Annotated in this window: 17 protein-coding genes; 4 read left to right on the forward strand and 13 right to left on the reverse strand. The window is 63.0% G+C overall.

Features of this window, described 5'->3' with window-relative positions:
* Positions 1 to 104: 104 nt before the first annotated feature.
* Together PY254_RS17760 and PY254_RS17765 are read right to left on the reverse strand one after the other, a co-directional pair.
* Positions 105 to 2,297 carry a M3 family metallopeptidase gene (locus tag PY254_RS17760; RefSeq protein ID WP_281013384.1) on the reverse strand — a complete coding sequence of 731 codons (2,193 nt, stop codon included), beginning with the start codon at positions 2,295 to 2,297 and terminating at the stop codon, positions 105 to 107.
* A gap of 139 nt (positions 2,298 to 2,436) precedes the next feature.
* Complete coding sequence (locus PY254_RS17765; RefSeq protein WP_281013385.1) at positions 2,437 to 2,631, reverse strand: hypothetical protein; 195 nt, start codon at positions 2,629 to 2,631, stop codon at positions 2,437 to 2,439.
* A gap of 356 nt (positions 2,632 to 2,987) precedes the next feature.
* Between PY254_RS17765 and PY254_RS17770 the strand changes: the two genes are divergently transcribed.
* Positions 2,988 to 3,299: a DUF4087 domain-containing protein gene (locus PY254_RS17770; protein WP_281015269.1), complete on the forward strand. Its 312-nt coding sequence runs from the start codon at positions 2,988 to 2,990 to the stop codon at positions 3,297 to 3,299.
* 49 nt (positions 3,300 to 3,348) lie between these two features.
* Here the strand turns inward: PY254_RS17770 and PY254_RS17775 are convergent, their stop codons facing one another.
* The 4 genes from PY254_RS17775 to PY254_RS17790 form a co-directional block, all read right to left on the reverse strand.
* On the reverse strand, positions 3,349 to 4,272 hold the full coding sequence (locus PY254_RS17775; protein ID WP_281013386.1) for a M14 family metallopeptidase: 924 nt from the start codon (positions 4,270 to 4,272) through the stop codon (positions 3,349 to 3,351).
* Positions 4,273 to 4,340: 68 nt separating this feature from the next.
* Entirely contained in the window at positions 4,341 to 4,724 is a 384-nt protein-coding gene (locus PY254_RS17780; protein WP_281013388.1) for an ASCH domain-containing protein, read from the reverse strand.
* A gap of 11 nt (positions 4,725 to 4,735) precedes the next feature.
* The gene (locus tag PY254_RS17785; protein WP_281013389.1) at positions 4,736 to 5,251 is read right to left on the reverse strand and encodes a DUF3016 domain-containing protein; all 516 of its coding nucleotides are present in this window, start codon (positions 5,249 to 5,251) and stop codon (positions 4,736 to 4,738) included.
* A 187-nt stretch (positions 5,252 to 5,438) separates the two neighbouring features.
* The gene (locus tag PY254_RS17790) at positions 5,439 to 7,211 is read right to left on the reverse strand and encodes a sensor domain-containing diguanylate cyclase (protein ID WP_281013390.1); all 1,773 of its coding nucleotides are present in this window, start codon (positions 7,209 to 7,211) and stop codon (positions 5,439 to 5,441) included.
* Positions 7,212 to 7,613: 402 nt separating this feature from the next.
* On the opposite strand from PY254_RS17790, the gene PY254_RS17795 reads away from it, so the two are divergent.
* The gene (locus PY254_RS17795) at positions 7,614 to 8,054 is read left to right on the forward strand and encodes a CHRD domain-containing protein (RefSeq protein ID WP_281013391.1); all 441 of its coding nucleotides are present in this window, start codon (positions 7,614 to 7,616) and stop codon (positions 8,052 to 8,054) included.
* Between the two features lie 66 nt (positions 8,055 to 8,120).
* Here PY254_RS17795 and PY254_RS17800 read toward each other — a convergent pair whose 3' ends face one another.
* Complete coding sequence (locus PY254_RS17800; protein WP_281013392.1) at positions 8,121 to 9,140, reverse strand: hypothetical protein; 1,020 nt, start codon at positions 9,138 to 9,140, stop codon at positions 8,121 to 8,123.
* A gap of 121 nt (positions 9,141 to 9,261) precedes the next feature.
* Positions 9,262 to 9,930, reverse strand: a complete 669-nt coding sequence (locus tag PY254_RS17805; protein WP_281013393.1) for a thiopurine S-methyltransferase — start codon at positions 9,928 to 9,930, stop codon at positions 9,262 to 9,264.
* Positions 9,931 to 10,062: 132 nt separating this feature from the next.
* Between PY254_RS17805 and PY254_RS17810 the strand changes: the two genes are divergently transcribed.
* Entirely contained in the window at positions 10,063 to 11,457 is a 1,395-nt protein-coding gene (locus PY254_RS17810) for an Hsp70 family protein (RefSeq protein WP_281013394.1), read from the forward strand.
* Between the two features lie 4 nt (positions 11,458 to 11,461).
* Here the strand turns inward: PY254_RS17810 and PY254_RS17815 are convergent, their stop codons facing one another.
* The 3 genes from PY254_RS17815 to PY254_RS17825 are packed head-to-tail and all read right to left on the reverse strand — an operon-like array spanning position 11,462 to position 13,386.
* Positions 11,462 to 11,842, reverse strand: coding sequence for a J domain-containing protein (locus tag PY254_RS17815; protein ID WP_281013395.1), 381 nt, complete (start codon positions 11,840 to 11,842; stop codon positions 11,462 to 11,464).
* Positions 11,839 to 12,552: a hypothetical protein gene (locus tag PY254_RS17820; RefSeq protein ID WP_281013396.1), complete on the reverse strand. Its 714-nt coding sequence runs from the start codon at positions 12,550 to 12,552 to the stop codon at positions 11,839 to 11,841. The genes PY254_RS17815 and PY254_RS17820 overlap by 4 nt, the downstream gene beginning before the upstream one ends.
* Positions 12,553 to 12,558: 6 nt before the next feature.
* Positions 12,559 to 13,386 (reverse strand): DUF2167 domain-containing protein, encoded by an 828-nt coding sequence (locus tag PY254_RS17825; protein WP_281013397.1) that lies wholly within the window; start codon positions 13,384 to 13,386, stop codon positions 12,559 to 12,561.
* 192 nt (positions 13,387 to 13,578) lie between these two features.
* Between PY254_RS17825 and PY254_RS17830 the strand changes: the two genes are divergently transcribed.
* Positions 13,579 to 14,091: a DUF1697 domain-containing protein gene (locus PY254_RS17830; RefSeq protein WP_281013398.1), complete on the forward strand. Its 513-nt coding sequence runs from the start codon at positions 13,579 to 13,581 to the stop codon at positions 14,089 to 14,091.
* Between the two features lie 54 nt (positions 14,092 to 14,145).
* On the opposite strand, the gene PY254_RS17835 is transcribed toward PY254_RS17830, so the two are convergent.
* Positions 14,146 to 14,367: a TonB-dependent receptor gene (locus tag PY254_RS17835; protein ID WP_281013399.1), complete on the reverse strand. Its 222-nt coding sequence runs from the start codon at positions 14,365 to 14,367 to the stop codon at positions 14,146 to 14,148.
* A gap of 110 nt (positions 14,368 to 14,477) precedes the next feature.
* Complete coding sequence (locus PY254_RS17840; RefSeq protein WP_281013400.1) at positions 14,478 to 14,792, reverse strand: hypothetical protein; 315 nt, start codon at positions 14,790 to 14,792, stop codon at positions 14,478 to 14,480.
* Between the last annotated feature and the right edge of the window lie 186 nt (positions 14,793 to 14,978).

Genomic DNA, 14,978 nt, shown 5'->3' on the forward strand with positions numbered 1-14,978 from the left:
AACCGTGGAAAGGTCAGCAGGGAGACTCTAGCGCACGAGCCGACCAGCCACGAAAAAGCCGCCCGGTGTCATCCGGACGGCCGTTCGGTTTGACGCTTTGCGGATCAGTCGACCGAGGCGTCCAGACCGCGACGCTTCAACAGCGGCTCGATCTGCGGCGCGTGACCGGCGAAGTCCTGGAACAATTGCAGCGCATCCTTGCTGCCGCCCCGCGACAGCAGCGTCGCGCGGAAGCGGTCGCCATTGGCGCGGGTCAGCCCACCGTTGGCCTTGATCCAGTCCACCGTGTTCGCATCCAGCACTTCGGACCAGATATAGGCGCAATAACCGGCCGCATAACCGCCCATGATGTGGCTGAAATACGGCGTGCGATAGCGCGGCGGTACCGGCGCGTAATCGGTACCGTTGGCTTTCAATGCAGCAGCTTCGAACGCCATCACACCGCCGGCCTCGGGGATCTTGTCCGCACCGACCTGATGCCAGCTCTGGTCGAGCATGGCCGAGCCCAGATACTCGGTCGTGGCAAAGCCCTGGTTGAATTTCGATGCGGCCAGCACCTTGTCCAGCAGTTCCTTCGGCATCGGCGCACCGGTCTGGTAGTGCTTGGCGTAGTTGGCCAGCACGCTCGGCCAGTCGGCCCACATCTCGTTCACCTGCGAGGGGAATTCAACGAAGTCGCGCGGCACGCTGGTGCCGCTGAAGTACGGGTATTGCACGTTCGAAAACATGCCGTGCAGCGCATGGCCGAACTCATGGAACATCGTGTTCACTTCATCCCAGGTCAACAAGGTCGGACCGCTGGCCGGCTTGGTGATGTTGAGGTGATTCGCCACGATCGGCAGGTTGCCGGTGAGCCCGGACTGCTGCACGTAGGAGTTCATCCACGCGCCGCCACGCTTGGACGGACGGGCGTACATGTCAGCCAGGAAAATCGCCAGCTGCTTGCCGTCGGCGTCGTAGACGTCGTACACCAGCACGTCCGGCTCATACACCGGCAGATCGGTGCGCTGCTTGAAGCTGAGTCCGTAAAGCTGGCCGGCGGCATAGAACACGCCGTGCTCCAGCACGTTCTTCATTTCCAGATACGGCTTGAGCTGGCCTTCGTCGAAGTTGTACTTCTCGGCGCGCACCTTCTCGGTGTAATACGCCCAGTCCCACGCCGCCAGCTGGAACGTCGGCTCGCCCTTGGCCGCCTGCTCCTTGTCGATCATCGCCTGCAAAGCTGCACCCTCGCGCTTTGCATTGGCCACCGCAGGCGGTGCCAGCCGCGTGAGCATCGCGTTGACCGCTTCCGGCGTTTTCGCCGTCTCGTCGGCCAGCACATAGGCGGCATACGTGGGATAGCCAAGCATCTGCGCTTTTTCCGCACGCAACTTCAGCACCTGCGAGACGATCGCGGTGTTGTCATACGCATTGCCGCGACTGCCGCGTGCAGCCGAAGCCTCGTAGATTCGCTGGCGCAACTGGCGATTCTGCAATTCGGCAAGCGGCGGCTGGCCGGTGGTGTTGAGCAGCGCGATCACGTACTTGCCGTCCAGTCCTTTCGTCTTCGCAGCAGCGGCAGCGGCACCGATCTGCTCGTCGGTAAGCCCGGCCAACTCTTGCTTCGTATCGACCACCACGGCTGAGTCGTTCACCTCGGCCAGCACGTTCTGGCTGAACTTCGTACCCAGCTTGGCCAGCTCGCCGTTGATCTGCTTCAGATGCGCTTGCTGATCCGCAGACAGCTTGGCGCCGGCACGCACGAAATCGGTGTGATAACGCTCGACCAGTCGCTCGCTTTCGGCGTCCAGACCCAACTGGTTGCGAGTGTCGTACAGTGTCTGGATGCGCGCGAACAGTTGCGGATTCAGTGCCACCGCATCGCGATGTGCGGCCAGCTTGGGCGCGTAATCAGCCTGGATCGCCTTGCGTGCATCATTGGTGTCGGCACCGACCAGGCTGAAGAACACCGTCGAAGTACGACTCAGGATCTGCCCGGATTTCTCCAGTGCCCGAATGGTGTTGTCGAACGTCGGCGCTTCGCTGTTGCCGGCGATCACGTCGATTTCCTGCAGATGCTCGGCCATGCCACGGTCGAAGGCCGGACCGAAATCGCTATCCTTGATCTTGTCGAACTGCGGGTAGTGCAGCGGCAACGGGCTTTCGCTGAAAAACGGATTGCCGGTGGCGGCCGCTACCGTATCGGCATGCGTCTGATTGCTGGCCGATGCGTTCTTGTCGCTGCCGGTGTCGCTGCAGCCGGCCACGGAGCCTGACAGGGCAATGGCCAGGGCCAGCGCGATGGGATGCTTCATGGTGGTGTCTCGTCGAGGATGGACCCTCGATCCTAGTCGAACGACACCACCATCACCCATGACTAAAGTTACAAGCCGCCGCTATCAGGCCCACGGCCTACGCCTGACGGACGTGCCCATGCGCGCCGTGCCTGTCGTATCAGGCACGCGGACAAGTTGTCGCACCTGGCGCCGCCGTGCAAGTAGCCCGCGCGGTGGCAGGCGTGGTGGACGCTTGCGCGGCAACCAGTCGCACGCTGTCCGGCGTTGTCGTCAACATCGCACCCATCACCAGGGTGCACAGCGCAAAGCAGGTGGCAAACAATCCGGCAATCATCATCGATTCGTATTTCATGGCGGTGGCTCCGTTCATCAGGCGAAAGTGCCTTGTGAGATACCGATAGCAACCGCCGTGCCAACTCGGAAAATGCGCCAAAAACGTTGGTTTGGCGGCGATCAACAAGCCCTGCCACCCGAGCGCGGACTGTCCGCGGACGGCTGCTGCCGCTGTTCCGGACAGTCAAACCGTACACAGCCGACACACACCGCCGAGCAGGCGCGTACGCCCGCGCTATGCTGGCCGGCGAGTACTGCCTCGGAGTCCCTATGCGCCAGTCATGACCCTTCCGGTTCCGCCGGCCATTCACCACCGCGTGTCTGGCACTGACCTTCTTCGCGCTGACGCCCGCGCTGGCGACCGAAGCGCCACCGCTGCAACAACGCTGTGGCTGGTTCGAGAATCCAACGCCGGGCAACGCCACGCTGACAGACCGCGACGGTGAATGGGAAATTGCCAGCCAGGGCGGACATCAGGCCGACGGCGACTGGCCCGAATTCACCGATGCGCAATGGGTTGAGACCAACGGTCACTACGGTTACGGTTGCGCCTGCCTGTCCGTTCGCAGCGATCCGCAGACGCATGCCATATTGTCAATCGCCAAGGCCACGGCCAGGCCATTGGCCATTTGCCGCCGCGACCAATCACTGCATGAGCCGGCGCACGACAGCGACACCGACAACTGACGGCACCAGCAAACGCAGCCTCCGTCGTCGGCGATTCGGCAGGCGTCGCTCAGTCGACGTGCGCCAGCGCGAAATCGATGGCCGCACACACTGCTGCCGCCTGCGCGGCATTGCACTGTTCCGGCGTGGCGCGCGGACTGTCCGGATAAACCTCGGTGGTGGATTTGTAACGCGCCTCAGTAATGCCGGCGCACAAGCCAAGCTCGCGCAGCGCGTACTCGATGACGCCTTCGGCCACCACCGGCGAACCGATGATTTCACCGTGTTCATCGGCCGGCGCGATATGCGTGACCTTCGCCACTGCCGCGATGATCGCCCGCTGAAAGTCCGGCTGCGGATGCGCCGCGTCATCAACCAGATAAAAGCCATCCGGAATCTCACCCGGCGCAATGATCAGGCCGTCACGCGCGGCCAGCGCGGGGCGGAATTCAGTTTCATCGCTGTCGGTGGTTTCATGCAGATCGATGTGCATCAACACGCGGTCATGCAGCGGCGCCACGAGTTGCAGCAAGGCTGCCGATTCCTGCGCCGGACTGTTCGCCCGAAACGAGCGATTCGGGTCCAGCGCATGCGCATTCCAACGCTGGATGCGCTCATAGCCCCACGGGCTCACGCAGGGCGCGATCAGCAGATTGGCGCGACCAGCGTAGCTCGCCGCATACCGCTCGACGAACAGCAGCGCGCCATGCACGCCACTGGTTTCGTACCCGTGCACGCCACCGGTCACCAGCATCGTCGGCAACGCGTCATTCCAGTCGTGACTGCGCAGCGCAAACAGCGGATAGGTGCCGGACGGATAGTCGAGCTGCCCATACTGCGTCACCTCGAAGCGCGAGCGCAGTTGGTCGATCACACTGACGACCTCGGCCGCATAGCTGCGCTTTACCGCCAGACTTGCGCGCCACTGCGCGACTTCTGCATCGCCCCAGCGAACGCCAGGCGTACCGATTACGCAGGAAGTGGGATGGGTCATCGCTTGCGCGCTCCGTTGATTGTCCAGATGTCCACCCACTTTACCACCGGGTGCCACACGGCCAATGCTCAGCGCGGTAGCGACTCCACGCAATCACGCAAGGCGTCACTGACCTGCGCCTCATAGATCTTGCGCCGCGCTGCAACCACGAGCGTGCCGTAAAGCGGCCGCACACGGGTAATTTCCCAGGCCCACAGGTCCGGCTGCCAATGATCCCAACAGGCGGCGTCCAGTTCGTCCGGCTGCCACGCATGCACGTCCTCCACATCCACCAGCGCAACCGCGATGCCGTCGCGGTCGACCTGATCGTCACCCGTCAGCAGAATGCGGTTCTCGACGATCAGCAGATCGCGCAAGGGCCATCGTGGTGGTTGCCAACTGCGAATTTCCAGTGTCTTGTTGCCAGCGGCGATGCGGCTGCCGTTCGGCGCAACGATGGATAATGCCAACATAAGTTGTGATCTCAGAGCTGGTCGGGGCCATTGCGCAGCCAGCGATCGATCAGCGACTTTTCATAGCGCAACGGGTCCTGCGCACTGGCACCCATCCGGTCCAGGAACGACAAGTCACGCAAACTGCGACTGCCCTGACGCAGCACCTTGCCGTCGGCGCCATACAAGGTGAAGTTCAGGTCAATGCGTGGCGGATAGACATCCTTGATGATGCGCACACGGTTGAAGTCAGGGCCGCGCCATGGCTCGTACTCACCGGCGCGATCGACGTCGGTCACTTCAATATCCAGCCGCTCGCCCGGCGTAAGAATGCGCGCCGCGCGCTGTTCGATATGTCTCTTGAGCGGCACCAGATAGGCATTGGTGTCCACCCGATTCATGCCGAAGCTGCGCTTCATTTCGGTGAAGTTGTCGGGGTTGCGGTAATGCACGTTGACGCTGTCCACAACCTGCGCCGCCGATGCCACCGCACAAACCAGCAGCAAGCTGATCAACCAACCCAAGCGACGCAACGACAAAAATTTCATGGCACTTCTCCGGATCGAACGGGGCGATGCTCGGCATCTTCTTGCCGCCTCACAGCTATCAAGTTGAGCAGACAAGAACGGCTGCGGCACAAGCTGACACGAGACGAGCGTACCCGCCAGCCCTGCCCGACTACAACGGCCATAGCTCGTGCCAGGTTGACCCCGGTTCAGTGGCGGTCAGGCCCGATCAATGGCGTCCGCTCTTTCCACGCAGCGCGCGCTGGCGATACAGCCGACGATCAGCTTCCGCCAGTCCGTTTTCCAGCGGGGTATCCTGATCGAAGGTTGACCAGCCGAGGGTGAAGCTGATCGGCGCATCCGCTCGCTGACGTTCGATCCGCTCAACCACGCGTTCGGCCACCCCGTCGCTGGCATCGCGGAACAACACCAGGAATTCGTCGCCACCCAACCGGATGACTGCATCCTCGGGACGCACGTGACGGGAGAGGAAGTGCGCCATCGCCACCAGCACCTCATCGCCGCGCTGGTGGCCGTAGGTATCGTTGACGGCCTTGAAGTGATCGAGGTCGATCGCCACGCAACCCCACTGCCCGCGCATGCCGCGCGCGGCGGTTTCACTGAGGAAGCGCCGGTTGTAGCAGCCGGTGAGCGGATCGCGCAGCGACACCTCCTGCAGTAGCTGCGCCTGATGGTGCTGGTCGGTAACATCTTGCGCATGGGCAAGCACATAGGGCTCGTCAGCTTCGTCGTCCAGCACGTTCTGGTAGTGCCAGACGTGCAGCGTACCGTCCTTGGCCACCAGTTCCAGCAGACCCTCGTCGCTGTTGGTCCGGAACATGCGCAACAGATAGGCCTGAAAGGCAGCATGGTGCTCGACGCGCATGAAGTCGGTCAGCGGGCGCCGCAGCAGCTCATCCACGCGGTAGCCCAGTGAATCCGCGGTGGCCTGGTTGACCGACAACAGAATGCCTTCATGGTTATGCGTGCAGATCGGCCCAAGACTGTATTCGAACAGTTTGCGGAAGCGGCGCTCACTGGCTTCCAGCGCGTGCGTAACGCGTTTCCGCGCGGTGATGTCCTGGATGGCGCCCACTAGCCGTAACGGCTGACCCTGCTCGTCACACTCGACGCCACCCTTCGTATGCACCCAGATTTTTCGGCCGGCAGCAGTCACCAGTGGCAACTCGAGATTCCAGCCGACACCATCCTGCAGGCATTTGTCGATCGCTGCGTTGACCACTTCGCGCACTTCGGGCGTGCAGAAACTTTGCGCTTCCTGCAACGTGGGCCGATGGCCGGCCGGCAGGTCATGGATACGGCAAATTTCGTCGGACCAGTAGATCTCCTTCGATGCCAGATCCATCTGCCAGCCACCCACGCCAGCCAGTTGCCCGATACGCGTGAGAAAGTCTTCGCTGGCGCGCAGCTTGCGCTGCAATTGACTGGCCTCGTTTTCGCGCTGCCGGGCCAACTCTGCTTCGCGTTGCAGCATCTCTTCGCGCTCGATCGCCAGCATGCGCAGTTCCAGCCCACTGACCACGGCCTGCGCCAGTGACTTCAACACGCTGCGCTGGGTGTCATCGAGTGAACGCGGCTGGCGATCGATCACGCATAGCGAACCCACGCGCTGCCCACTGACCAACTGCAAGGGCTCACCCGCGTAGAAACGGATATACGGCGCGCCGGTAACCAGCGGGTTGTTGACGAAGCGCGGGTCACTCTGCGCATCGGACACTTCCAGCAAGTTGGCGTCGAGGATGGTGTGTGCACAGAACGCACTGGTACGCGGCGTCTCGCTGACGCCAGCAAGGCCGACATTGGCCTTGAACCACTGTCGATCGGCATCGACCAGGGTAAGCAGCGCAATCGGCGAGTGGGTGAGCTGGGCGGCCGCTGCGGTCAACGCATCGAACAATGGCTCGGCATCGGTATCCAGCACGGCCAACGCGCGCAGTCGAACCAGGCGTTGTTCTTCATCGGCGGGAATCGGAGCTGACATGCATTCCCCGTACGTTGGCGTGAGCCGCACTATCCGGCACATCGCTGCAATATGGCGTGAATCAATTACTGCGCGTGTTGTGCCAATGTACACCCGGAGGGCCACCCGGCAGCCTGTCGCGACCGCCAACGGAGCGCACGGGTGCCGCAATATGCTCAAGCGCGGGCATGCTTGGCAGATGCGCCTGACCGGTCTGTTGGGGCAGACGGCCTTGGTTCATGCCGGCATGGTCGCGGGCCTGCCGCTGTCACGCGCCAGCGGGCAAACCGAGCGATCGGGCGTGTTGGCATGGCGTATACATGGCCAGGAGCAAACTGGCCCATCGCTTTTTACCCACCGCGTCGTCATCAAACCGCCCGCGGTCATCTCGGGCACCCTCCACGCCACCACGAGGATTCGACCATGCATCACACACTACGCAAGATTCTGCCCTTGGGCGCCGCGGTATTGCTGGCCTTTTCCAGCGCCGCGTTCGCCAAGAACGTCGCACTCAGCGGCGACTTTGCCGGCGAGAACGGCGCCACCAACAACCCTTCCGGTCATGTGGAGGCCACCCTCGACACGGTGACCCACAAGCTCAGCTACACCATCAAGTACGACGGCCTCACCGGGCCGGTGGTCATCGCGCATTTGCACGGTCCGGCACAGCCGGGTGTGAGCGCCGGCGCGATGAAGCTGGTTCCCGGCCCTTACGTGAGCGGGATGACCAACACCGTGACCATCGATGCGGCCACCCAATCGGCGATGCTCAGCGGCATGACCTATGTGAACCTGCACACCCATGCCTACCCGAAGGGCGAAGCGCGTGCGCAGATGGTGGTCAGCTCGTCACCAGGGATGTAAGTACCGCAGGCGTGCACCGAGTGCCACGGCGCTCGGTGCACGTATCGCGGAACGTCGATGCCCGCATCAGGCACGCAACAGGCGCGCCAGCCATGGCCATGCGACCACCAGCAGCACCGACAACAACAGCAGCGCCAGCATCCAGCGCTGCTTCTTCAGCTGGTTTTTGCGCGTCGCCGTGATCATCGCCATATCGCGGTCCATCTGGGCCATCGCCCGCTCCATCTGCTCCGGATCAGCCAACGCGGCCTCCATCGCACCGGGCTCTTGCAGGTGTGACGTAAACGTCTGGGCTCGCTTGATTGCATCGTTGTATGAGTTCGACCGACCGGGGCTCCAGTCGAAATCGTTGCCGGTCGCGTCGGTCCACAGCTTTCGGGCCAGCGCGTAGATTGCCGCCGGCGGTTCCCCCGACGAAGGCAGGCTCACACTCACCACGCCCTTGGCGAGCGCGCCCAGATGGAACACCGCCAGCAGACGATCGGTCCAATGCACCCGCGGTACGACCCGCGCGAAGTCCTGCACGCGGAACAGCAAAGCGTGAATTTCCTGGTCATTGCGCGAAACGACGCGTTGCAGGTAGATGCCCGAAACGTCACGCCAGGCGATGCGCCCGGTGAAAGGCGTCACGAATCCAGCGGCACCCAATTCCAGCGTGGGCTGGCCGAGGCCAGCCGCGGCCCGTACCAACGTGAACAGCCCCAACGCCAGCAGAAACGCACCGCCCAGCAAGGGCAGCATCTCGCGCGAGCGGGCGTGCAAACCAACGTACAGCAGGATGCCGCCCAGCAAAGCCATCAACAACGCAGCAAGCAAGGTGCGCAGATTTCCACCAACCTTCAACGTCTGCGACGAGTTGATCGGTCGTTTGGTGAGCGCATCGATACGCTGCCGGATTGCGGCCTGCTTGCGCTGCTCGACGCCACGTGCACGCCGACGATCACTGAAATAAGCCAACCCGATCAACAGCAGTCCAGACACCAGCAAACAGCCAGCCATGAGCGGATAGCTACGCCAGCTGAAGAGACCTGCACCGCCGGCAATCACGCCGAAGATCACCAGGAATAGATTGAGCAATTGCAACATCGTGACCTGCACCTTCCGTGGCAAAGCCGCCATTTTGGCAAGTCGAACCACACCCGAGCAAGCAACTGAAGGTGGGCTGTGTCCAGCATCCGTCGCACGCCTCGCGAAGCTTCTGCACAGGTCAGTGATCTCGCGGCTTTCGCGTCAATCGATACACCACCGATACCAGCGAAGTCACGCCGTCGGCGATGAAACCGGGTTGTTCAGCGAGAACGTCGCGACGTTCCAGCGCCAGCACCTCCCATGCGCGGCCATGTTGTTCACGCACTTCCGCCTCAGGCATCGTGAACGGCGGGCCGGATTTTTCCTGGGCGGGATATTCCAGCGTGATCAGCAAGCCACGACAGTCCGCCGGAAGCCGTCCATACACTTCGTCCACATAACGCCGCCGCAGCTGCGGCGGCAAGGCAATCAGCGCGGCGCGGTCATAGACTGCCGCGCAACCGGCCAGCAGCTCGGCGTCGACACCGAACACATCGCCGCAGATCAGCTCGATATTGCCGGCACGATGATGACGACCGTAACGCGACTCCGATATCTGCGGGGTCAACGCGTGCTCGGAAAAAAACTGCTCCACCGCCAACGGCGACAACTCCACCCCCAGCACGCGATGCCCCTGCGCTGCCAGCCAGATCAGGTCGAGTGACTTGCCCGCCAGCGGCACCAGTACCTGGCTGCCGGGCGCCAGCGACAAGGTCGGCCAATACTCGACCAGCCAGGGCGTCGGTTGCTGCTGATGGAAGCCAGTGTGACCCTCGCGCCAGCGCTGCAGCCAGAAATCGGGTTCCATGCGTTGCCTCCCATCGGCGCGATATTTGATGCGTGGCACGGTAGCAGCTGAACAGTGCAATCAGACAGCACTGGGGCAGAGCTGACCGAGCCGTCATACTGTGCGGTCGAGATCACGCAAGCCACCCTCTTCATGCATATTGGTATCGACTTCGGCACCAGCTATTCGGCAGCCGGCGCCATCATCAACGGTGAACTGCAACTGGTGCGCTTCGGCGCCAGCGAGCAGTTCCGCACCGCCGTGTATTTTCCCGAACTGGTGCCCGATCCCGCAGACTTCCAGTTGACGCCCGAGCTTTCGGCCCAGTTGGAAATCGAACTGCGTTTGGCCCGCACCCGTCAGCGCGAAATGGCCACCGCTGCTGCCGCCCGCGGGCAGACGGCCGTCGCACGCAGCGAAGGCGACATGCAACGTGATGCCTTGCGCGTGGTGCGTCGACAGTGGATGGAACAGCAGACCCGCGAAGCCACCGCCTCAGTCGCCAGTTTCCAGCACGCGCTGTTCGGCGAAGAGGCGGTGGAAGGCTATCTGGACAGCGGCGGCGGCAACCTGATCGAGTCACCGAAGTCGATGTTCGGCTATCGGCTGGACCCGCAGGTGCGCAAGGTAATCGTGCATATCGCCACGCACATCCTCGAACACATCCGGCTTTGCGCCAGCCGTCAATTTGGCGTGGCCGTGCGCGGCGCGGTGATCGGTCGGCCGGTGGAATTCCGCAGTTCGATGGGCGCACAAGGGTCGGAGCAGGCGATTGAGATTCTGCGCGAAGCCGCCGGTGTGGCCGGTTTCGACGAAGTGCGCTTTCTCGAAGAACCTGCGGCTGCCGCCATGCATTACCACAAGAGCCTCGACGCACGACAGCACGCACTGATCGTCGATATCGGCGGCGGCACCACCGATGTCGCGCATGCGGAACTCGGCGGCGGCATCACGCCGAATATCGTGCGCAGTTGGGGATTGCCCAAGGGCGGTACCGACCTTGATGTAAGCATCAGTCTGCACAGCTTCATGCCGCTGCTGGGCAAGGACAGCATCCGCGTACCGCAACACCAGTTCGTCGAAGCCGCCAGCGTGCACAACCTGCCGAAGCAGCGCGAGTTCCGCAAGCAGAACTATCGCCTGATCGATGAACCTTACGGCAAGCGTCTGCGCGCGCTGCAGGGACTCGGCGCCACCACCCGCCTCAATCAGTTGGCGGAACGCACCAAGATCATCCTCAGCAGCGCGCCACACTACCGCGCCGAACTGGACTTCATCGAGCCAGGTCTGGCTGTCGATGCGGGCAGCGAGGATCTTGATGCCGGCATCGAAGCCTTCCTGCGCCAACTCGAGCGCACACTGGACAGCGTGCGTGGCGAACTGAGTGAAGTGCCTGTCAGCGTGTTTCTCACCGGCGGTACGTCACGCTCACCGCAGATCCGGGCACGCGTGCAAGCCTGCTTCCCGGAACTGCCACTGGTGTTGGGCGATCCGTCGCTCGGCGTGGTATCGGGACTGGCGGTAGCGGCGAGCGAAGTCCGCGGGTAGTGCGCTAACGCCGAATTCCCACGGCAACGTCATAGGCCGCGTTGATCGCTTTCGTGCGCGCCTCGGCCACCCGACGAATCTCTTCGCCCATGGTGGCTACCTTGTCCGGGTGGTACTGGCTGATCTGCTGGCGGTACGCACTGTCGATCTGTTCCCGACTCGCCGTCTCCGATACACCCAGCGTCTCGTACCACGGCGGCGCAGCCGTGTCGTGCCAGCCCCATGGCCGCGGACGCTCCCGACCCTCATCCGCGGCATGGCGAGGATCAGGTGGCGGTCGCGAACGTGGGTCGTCATCACCCGTGCCGGGCGACAGCATGTAGCTGACCAGGCGGTAGCCGATGAACAGACCCGCCACGATGATGATGATCTGCAACAACGTCACGGGATGTCGTCCTGGTACTGATCGAGATAAGCCAGCAGCGTAGCGCTTGACTCGCTGGCCGGCTCAAGATGATCGAGGCTGATGTGGATTCTTTCGCGCAACAAGCCGGCCAGCGCGACACGCTCGGCGCTGGACAGCATCGACGCGGCAAACGCATGCAGCGGCGCGGCGGCGGCCTGACGCAAGCTGATTTTCCTGACGATGTTCAGCGCAAAGGGAGCGCACAGCAACGCATCCGCAGCCAACGCCCCTACCGCTCGCGGAGTGAGCCCCAGCGCCTGCCGATAACGCCATACCTGCGCCAGCATCGCGATGATGCTCAGATAAGTCAGCAGCAACCAGCCGAGCAAGACGATGTCGGCAGCGAAGCACAGCGCCAGCGGCAAGGCCACGAAGAACAGACCCAGCAGCCACCAGGTCCATGGCGCGATGACCGACACCGCCAGCCGTGCGCGCCGCCAGCGCTCCGGGCGCCACTCCGCCGAGCCGCCATGCGGCCAGCTCAGCCGCGCCAGCGCACGATGCGGGCAACACGGGTTCGGCAGGAATACATGCCGGCCACCCAGCTCGATCGCCGAGCCGCCCGATACGACGTAGCCGCTAGCGCGTGCCTCCAGCACCAGCTCGTTGTGAAACAGCAACAAGGCCGAGTCATAGAGATACAGACAGGCGATCGCGACCATCAAAAGCCACTGCTCGTGCAGCCACATCGGCAGCTACTTCCGCTTGAACAGCGACTTGAACCACGCGCTGGCCGCGACCAGACCGGCCAGCACGAACTTCCAGGCCGCCACCAGGAAGCCGCCGATCACACTGAACAAGCCCTTCTTCGCCGCCACCGCTGCTGCACCGCCGGTGATCAGCGCCGCCAGACCATAGGCGGCCACGTGATCACCGGGTTGATACTCCGCATACGACTCGCCGGAGACGTATTCGAAACCTTTCACCCGCCGCTTGAAGTCCATGATGGACGTGGCCAGCGTTGCCGGGTCAGTGACCATCACCACGCTCATCACGCCGTGACGTCCCAGCAGGCGGGCGTTGTAGTTCACCACTTTCTCGTGGGTGCTCTGGTCTTCGCCAAGTATCGACCAGGTCAGCGACTTCAACTGGGTGTCGTATTCGGGCCGTGCGCTCCAGCCAAGAATGCTCATTTCGCCCCAGCCACGCGCGCGCCGTTCTTTATTGGCTGCTGCGGTGCCTTCGCGGATATTGGCGAGGATGGCATCGGCATCGATCGTTTCATCGTCCTTGATGTAGCCCACGTCGCCATAGGAAAAGAATGCCACCCAGCCCTTGCCTGCCATGGTGTATTCATCACCATCGCCAGGCGGGTTGTGGGCGACCTCGTTGAACTTCACCGTACCTGCGGCATCCAGAAACGCATACCCCTCCGGCACGTTCAAGGTGGCCTGGTCGCCAAGCTGCACGGTCACCGGCCCCTTCTGCCACGGCAGGCCATCCGCATCGTCATCCTGCGCCAGCGCAGTCACGCTGACACACGCCAACGCCAGCGCAACCAGCACTGAAAAAAGTCGCTTCATCCCCTGTCCCCTTCCTTGTGTGAACTCCGGCGTCCGCAACGGCGCCGTGAGTGTCTCGACAAACTACCAAATGCAGGCATGCAAGAGCCAGCCATGACTGTCGCGCTCCGCCCGGCAACGTGCCGGCATGGCTTGCCACCATCCGCCGTCCCGCTGAAACTCAGGCAGCCTGGATACCGGAATGACCCCACCATGACCCACTACATCGCCCTTCTTCGTGCCGTGAATGTGGGCGGCACCGGCAAGCTGCCGATGAGTGACCTCAAGGCGATCGGTGAGGCCGCCGGCTTCGGCGACGTGCGCACATGGATCGCCAGTGGCAACCTGCTATTCACCAGCAAGCTGGGCGAATCCGCAGTGCAGGCAAAGCTGGAGAAGTCGCTGCACGCGTATGCCGGCAAGCCGGTCGGCGTGCTGGTGCGCACGGCGGCCGACATGGCGCAGGTGCTGGCTGACAATCCGTTTGCCGAAGCACCCGGCAATCGCGTGGTGGCGATCTTTCTGGACGCGCCACCAGCGGCTGAAGCGCTGGACGATATTCGTCACCAAAAGCGGGAACGACTGGCACTGGGCAAGCGCGAAATCTACGTGCACTACGGTGACGGCATGGCTGACTCGCGGCTGGCGATTCCATCCGCGAAGGCCGGCACCGCACGCAACCTCCATACCGTGGCCAAACTGGCCGCGCTTTCCGCTGGACCGTGAGCCGCGTCGGGCTCACGCAACACGCCATCTTGCGCGCGCGTTGGCAGCCATCCCTCAGGTCGCGTTGGTCCAGGTGGATTCGATACTCGCCTGCACCCGCTCGTCCAGCGTGGCTGTTGCTACATCCTGCATGTCATGCAGTCGCCCATGCCGCACACCGGCATAGGCGCCGTCACGGCGGAACGTGGCGCTCCACAGGATGCGTCCGCCACTGGCGGCCTCGTACTCGCCTTCATACGTGAAACCGTTGCCGGTCTTGCCGGAAAGCGTAGTCATGCCGAACTCTCCTGCCACGTCAAAGCCACAGACTAGCCCTTTTGTGTGGCGTTGCGTGGCGGGACGCCGAGGAATGCACACACCAGTAGCCCGCGACGCCAAAGAGCACGTCAGCGGCGGTTGCGTATCTGCCTGGTCAGCATGCTCAGATAGCTGAAATACGGTACCGCTGCCGCCAGCGGCAGGGCGTACCACCCATAGCAGCGGGCACTGCCACCTGCCCAGTGCAGACCCGACACGATTGCCGCGCTCAGCGCACAGCTGCCAGGTAGCGCGAACAGCGACCAATCAAGGAGCTGCATTTGCGCCGGGCTGACCCGACTGTTGCTGGCAAGGCCTCCCCCGGAGAAGGCCACCAGCATGAAAAGCAGGTAAGCCAGCACCAGCTGACCGAAGGTGCCCAGCAAAGTCCATCCAATCGACATGTCGTTCTCCCTGATTTTGGCATCCACCTCTGGCCGTCGGCTGCGTTGACCGAAGCTCGCGCACGGACCAAAGCATCAAGCCGGAGCGGAGCCGGCCCGCCCCGCCGACAACGGCTGGCCTGCCTGGCGCAACAACAATCCGCCGCATGCCTGTTGTTGCAGCAAAAAGGCGGATTGGCAAGAATG

Source organism: Rhodanobacter sp. AS-Z3 (assembly GCF_029224025.1).
GTDB lineage: Bacteria > Pseudomonadota > Gammaproteobacteria > Xanthomonadales > Rhodanobacteraceae > Rhodanobacter.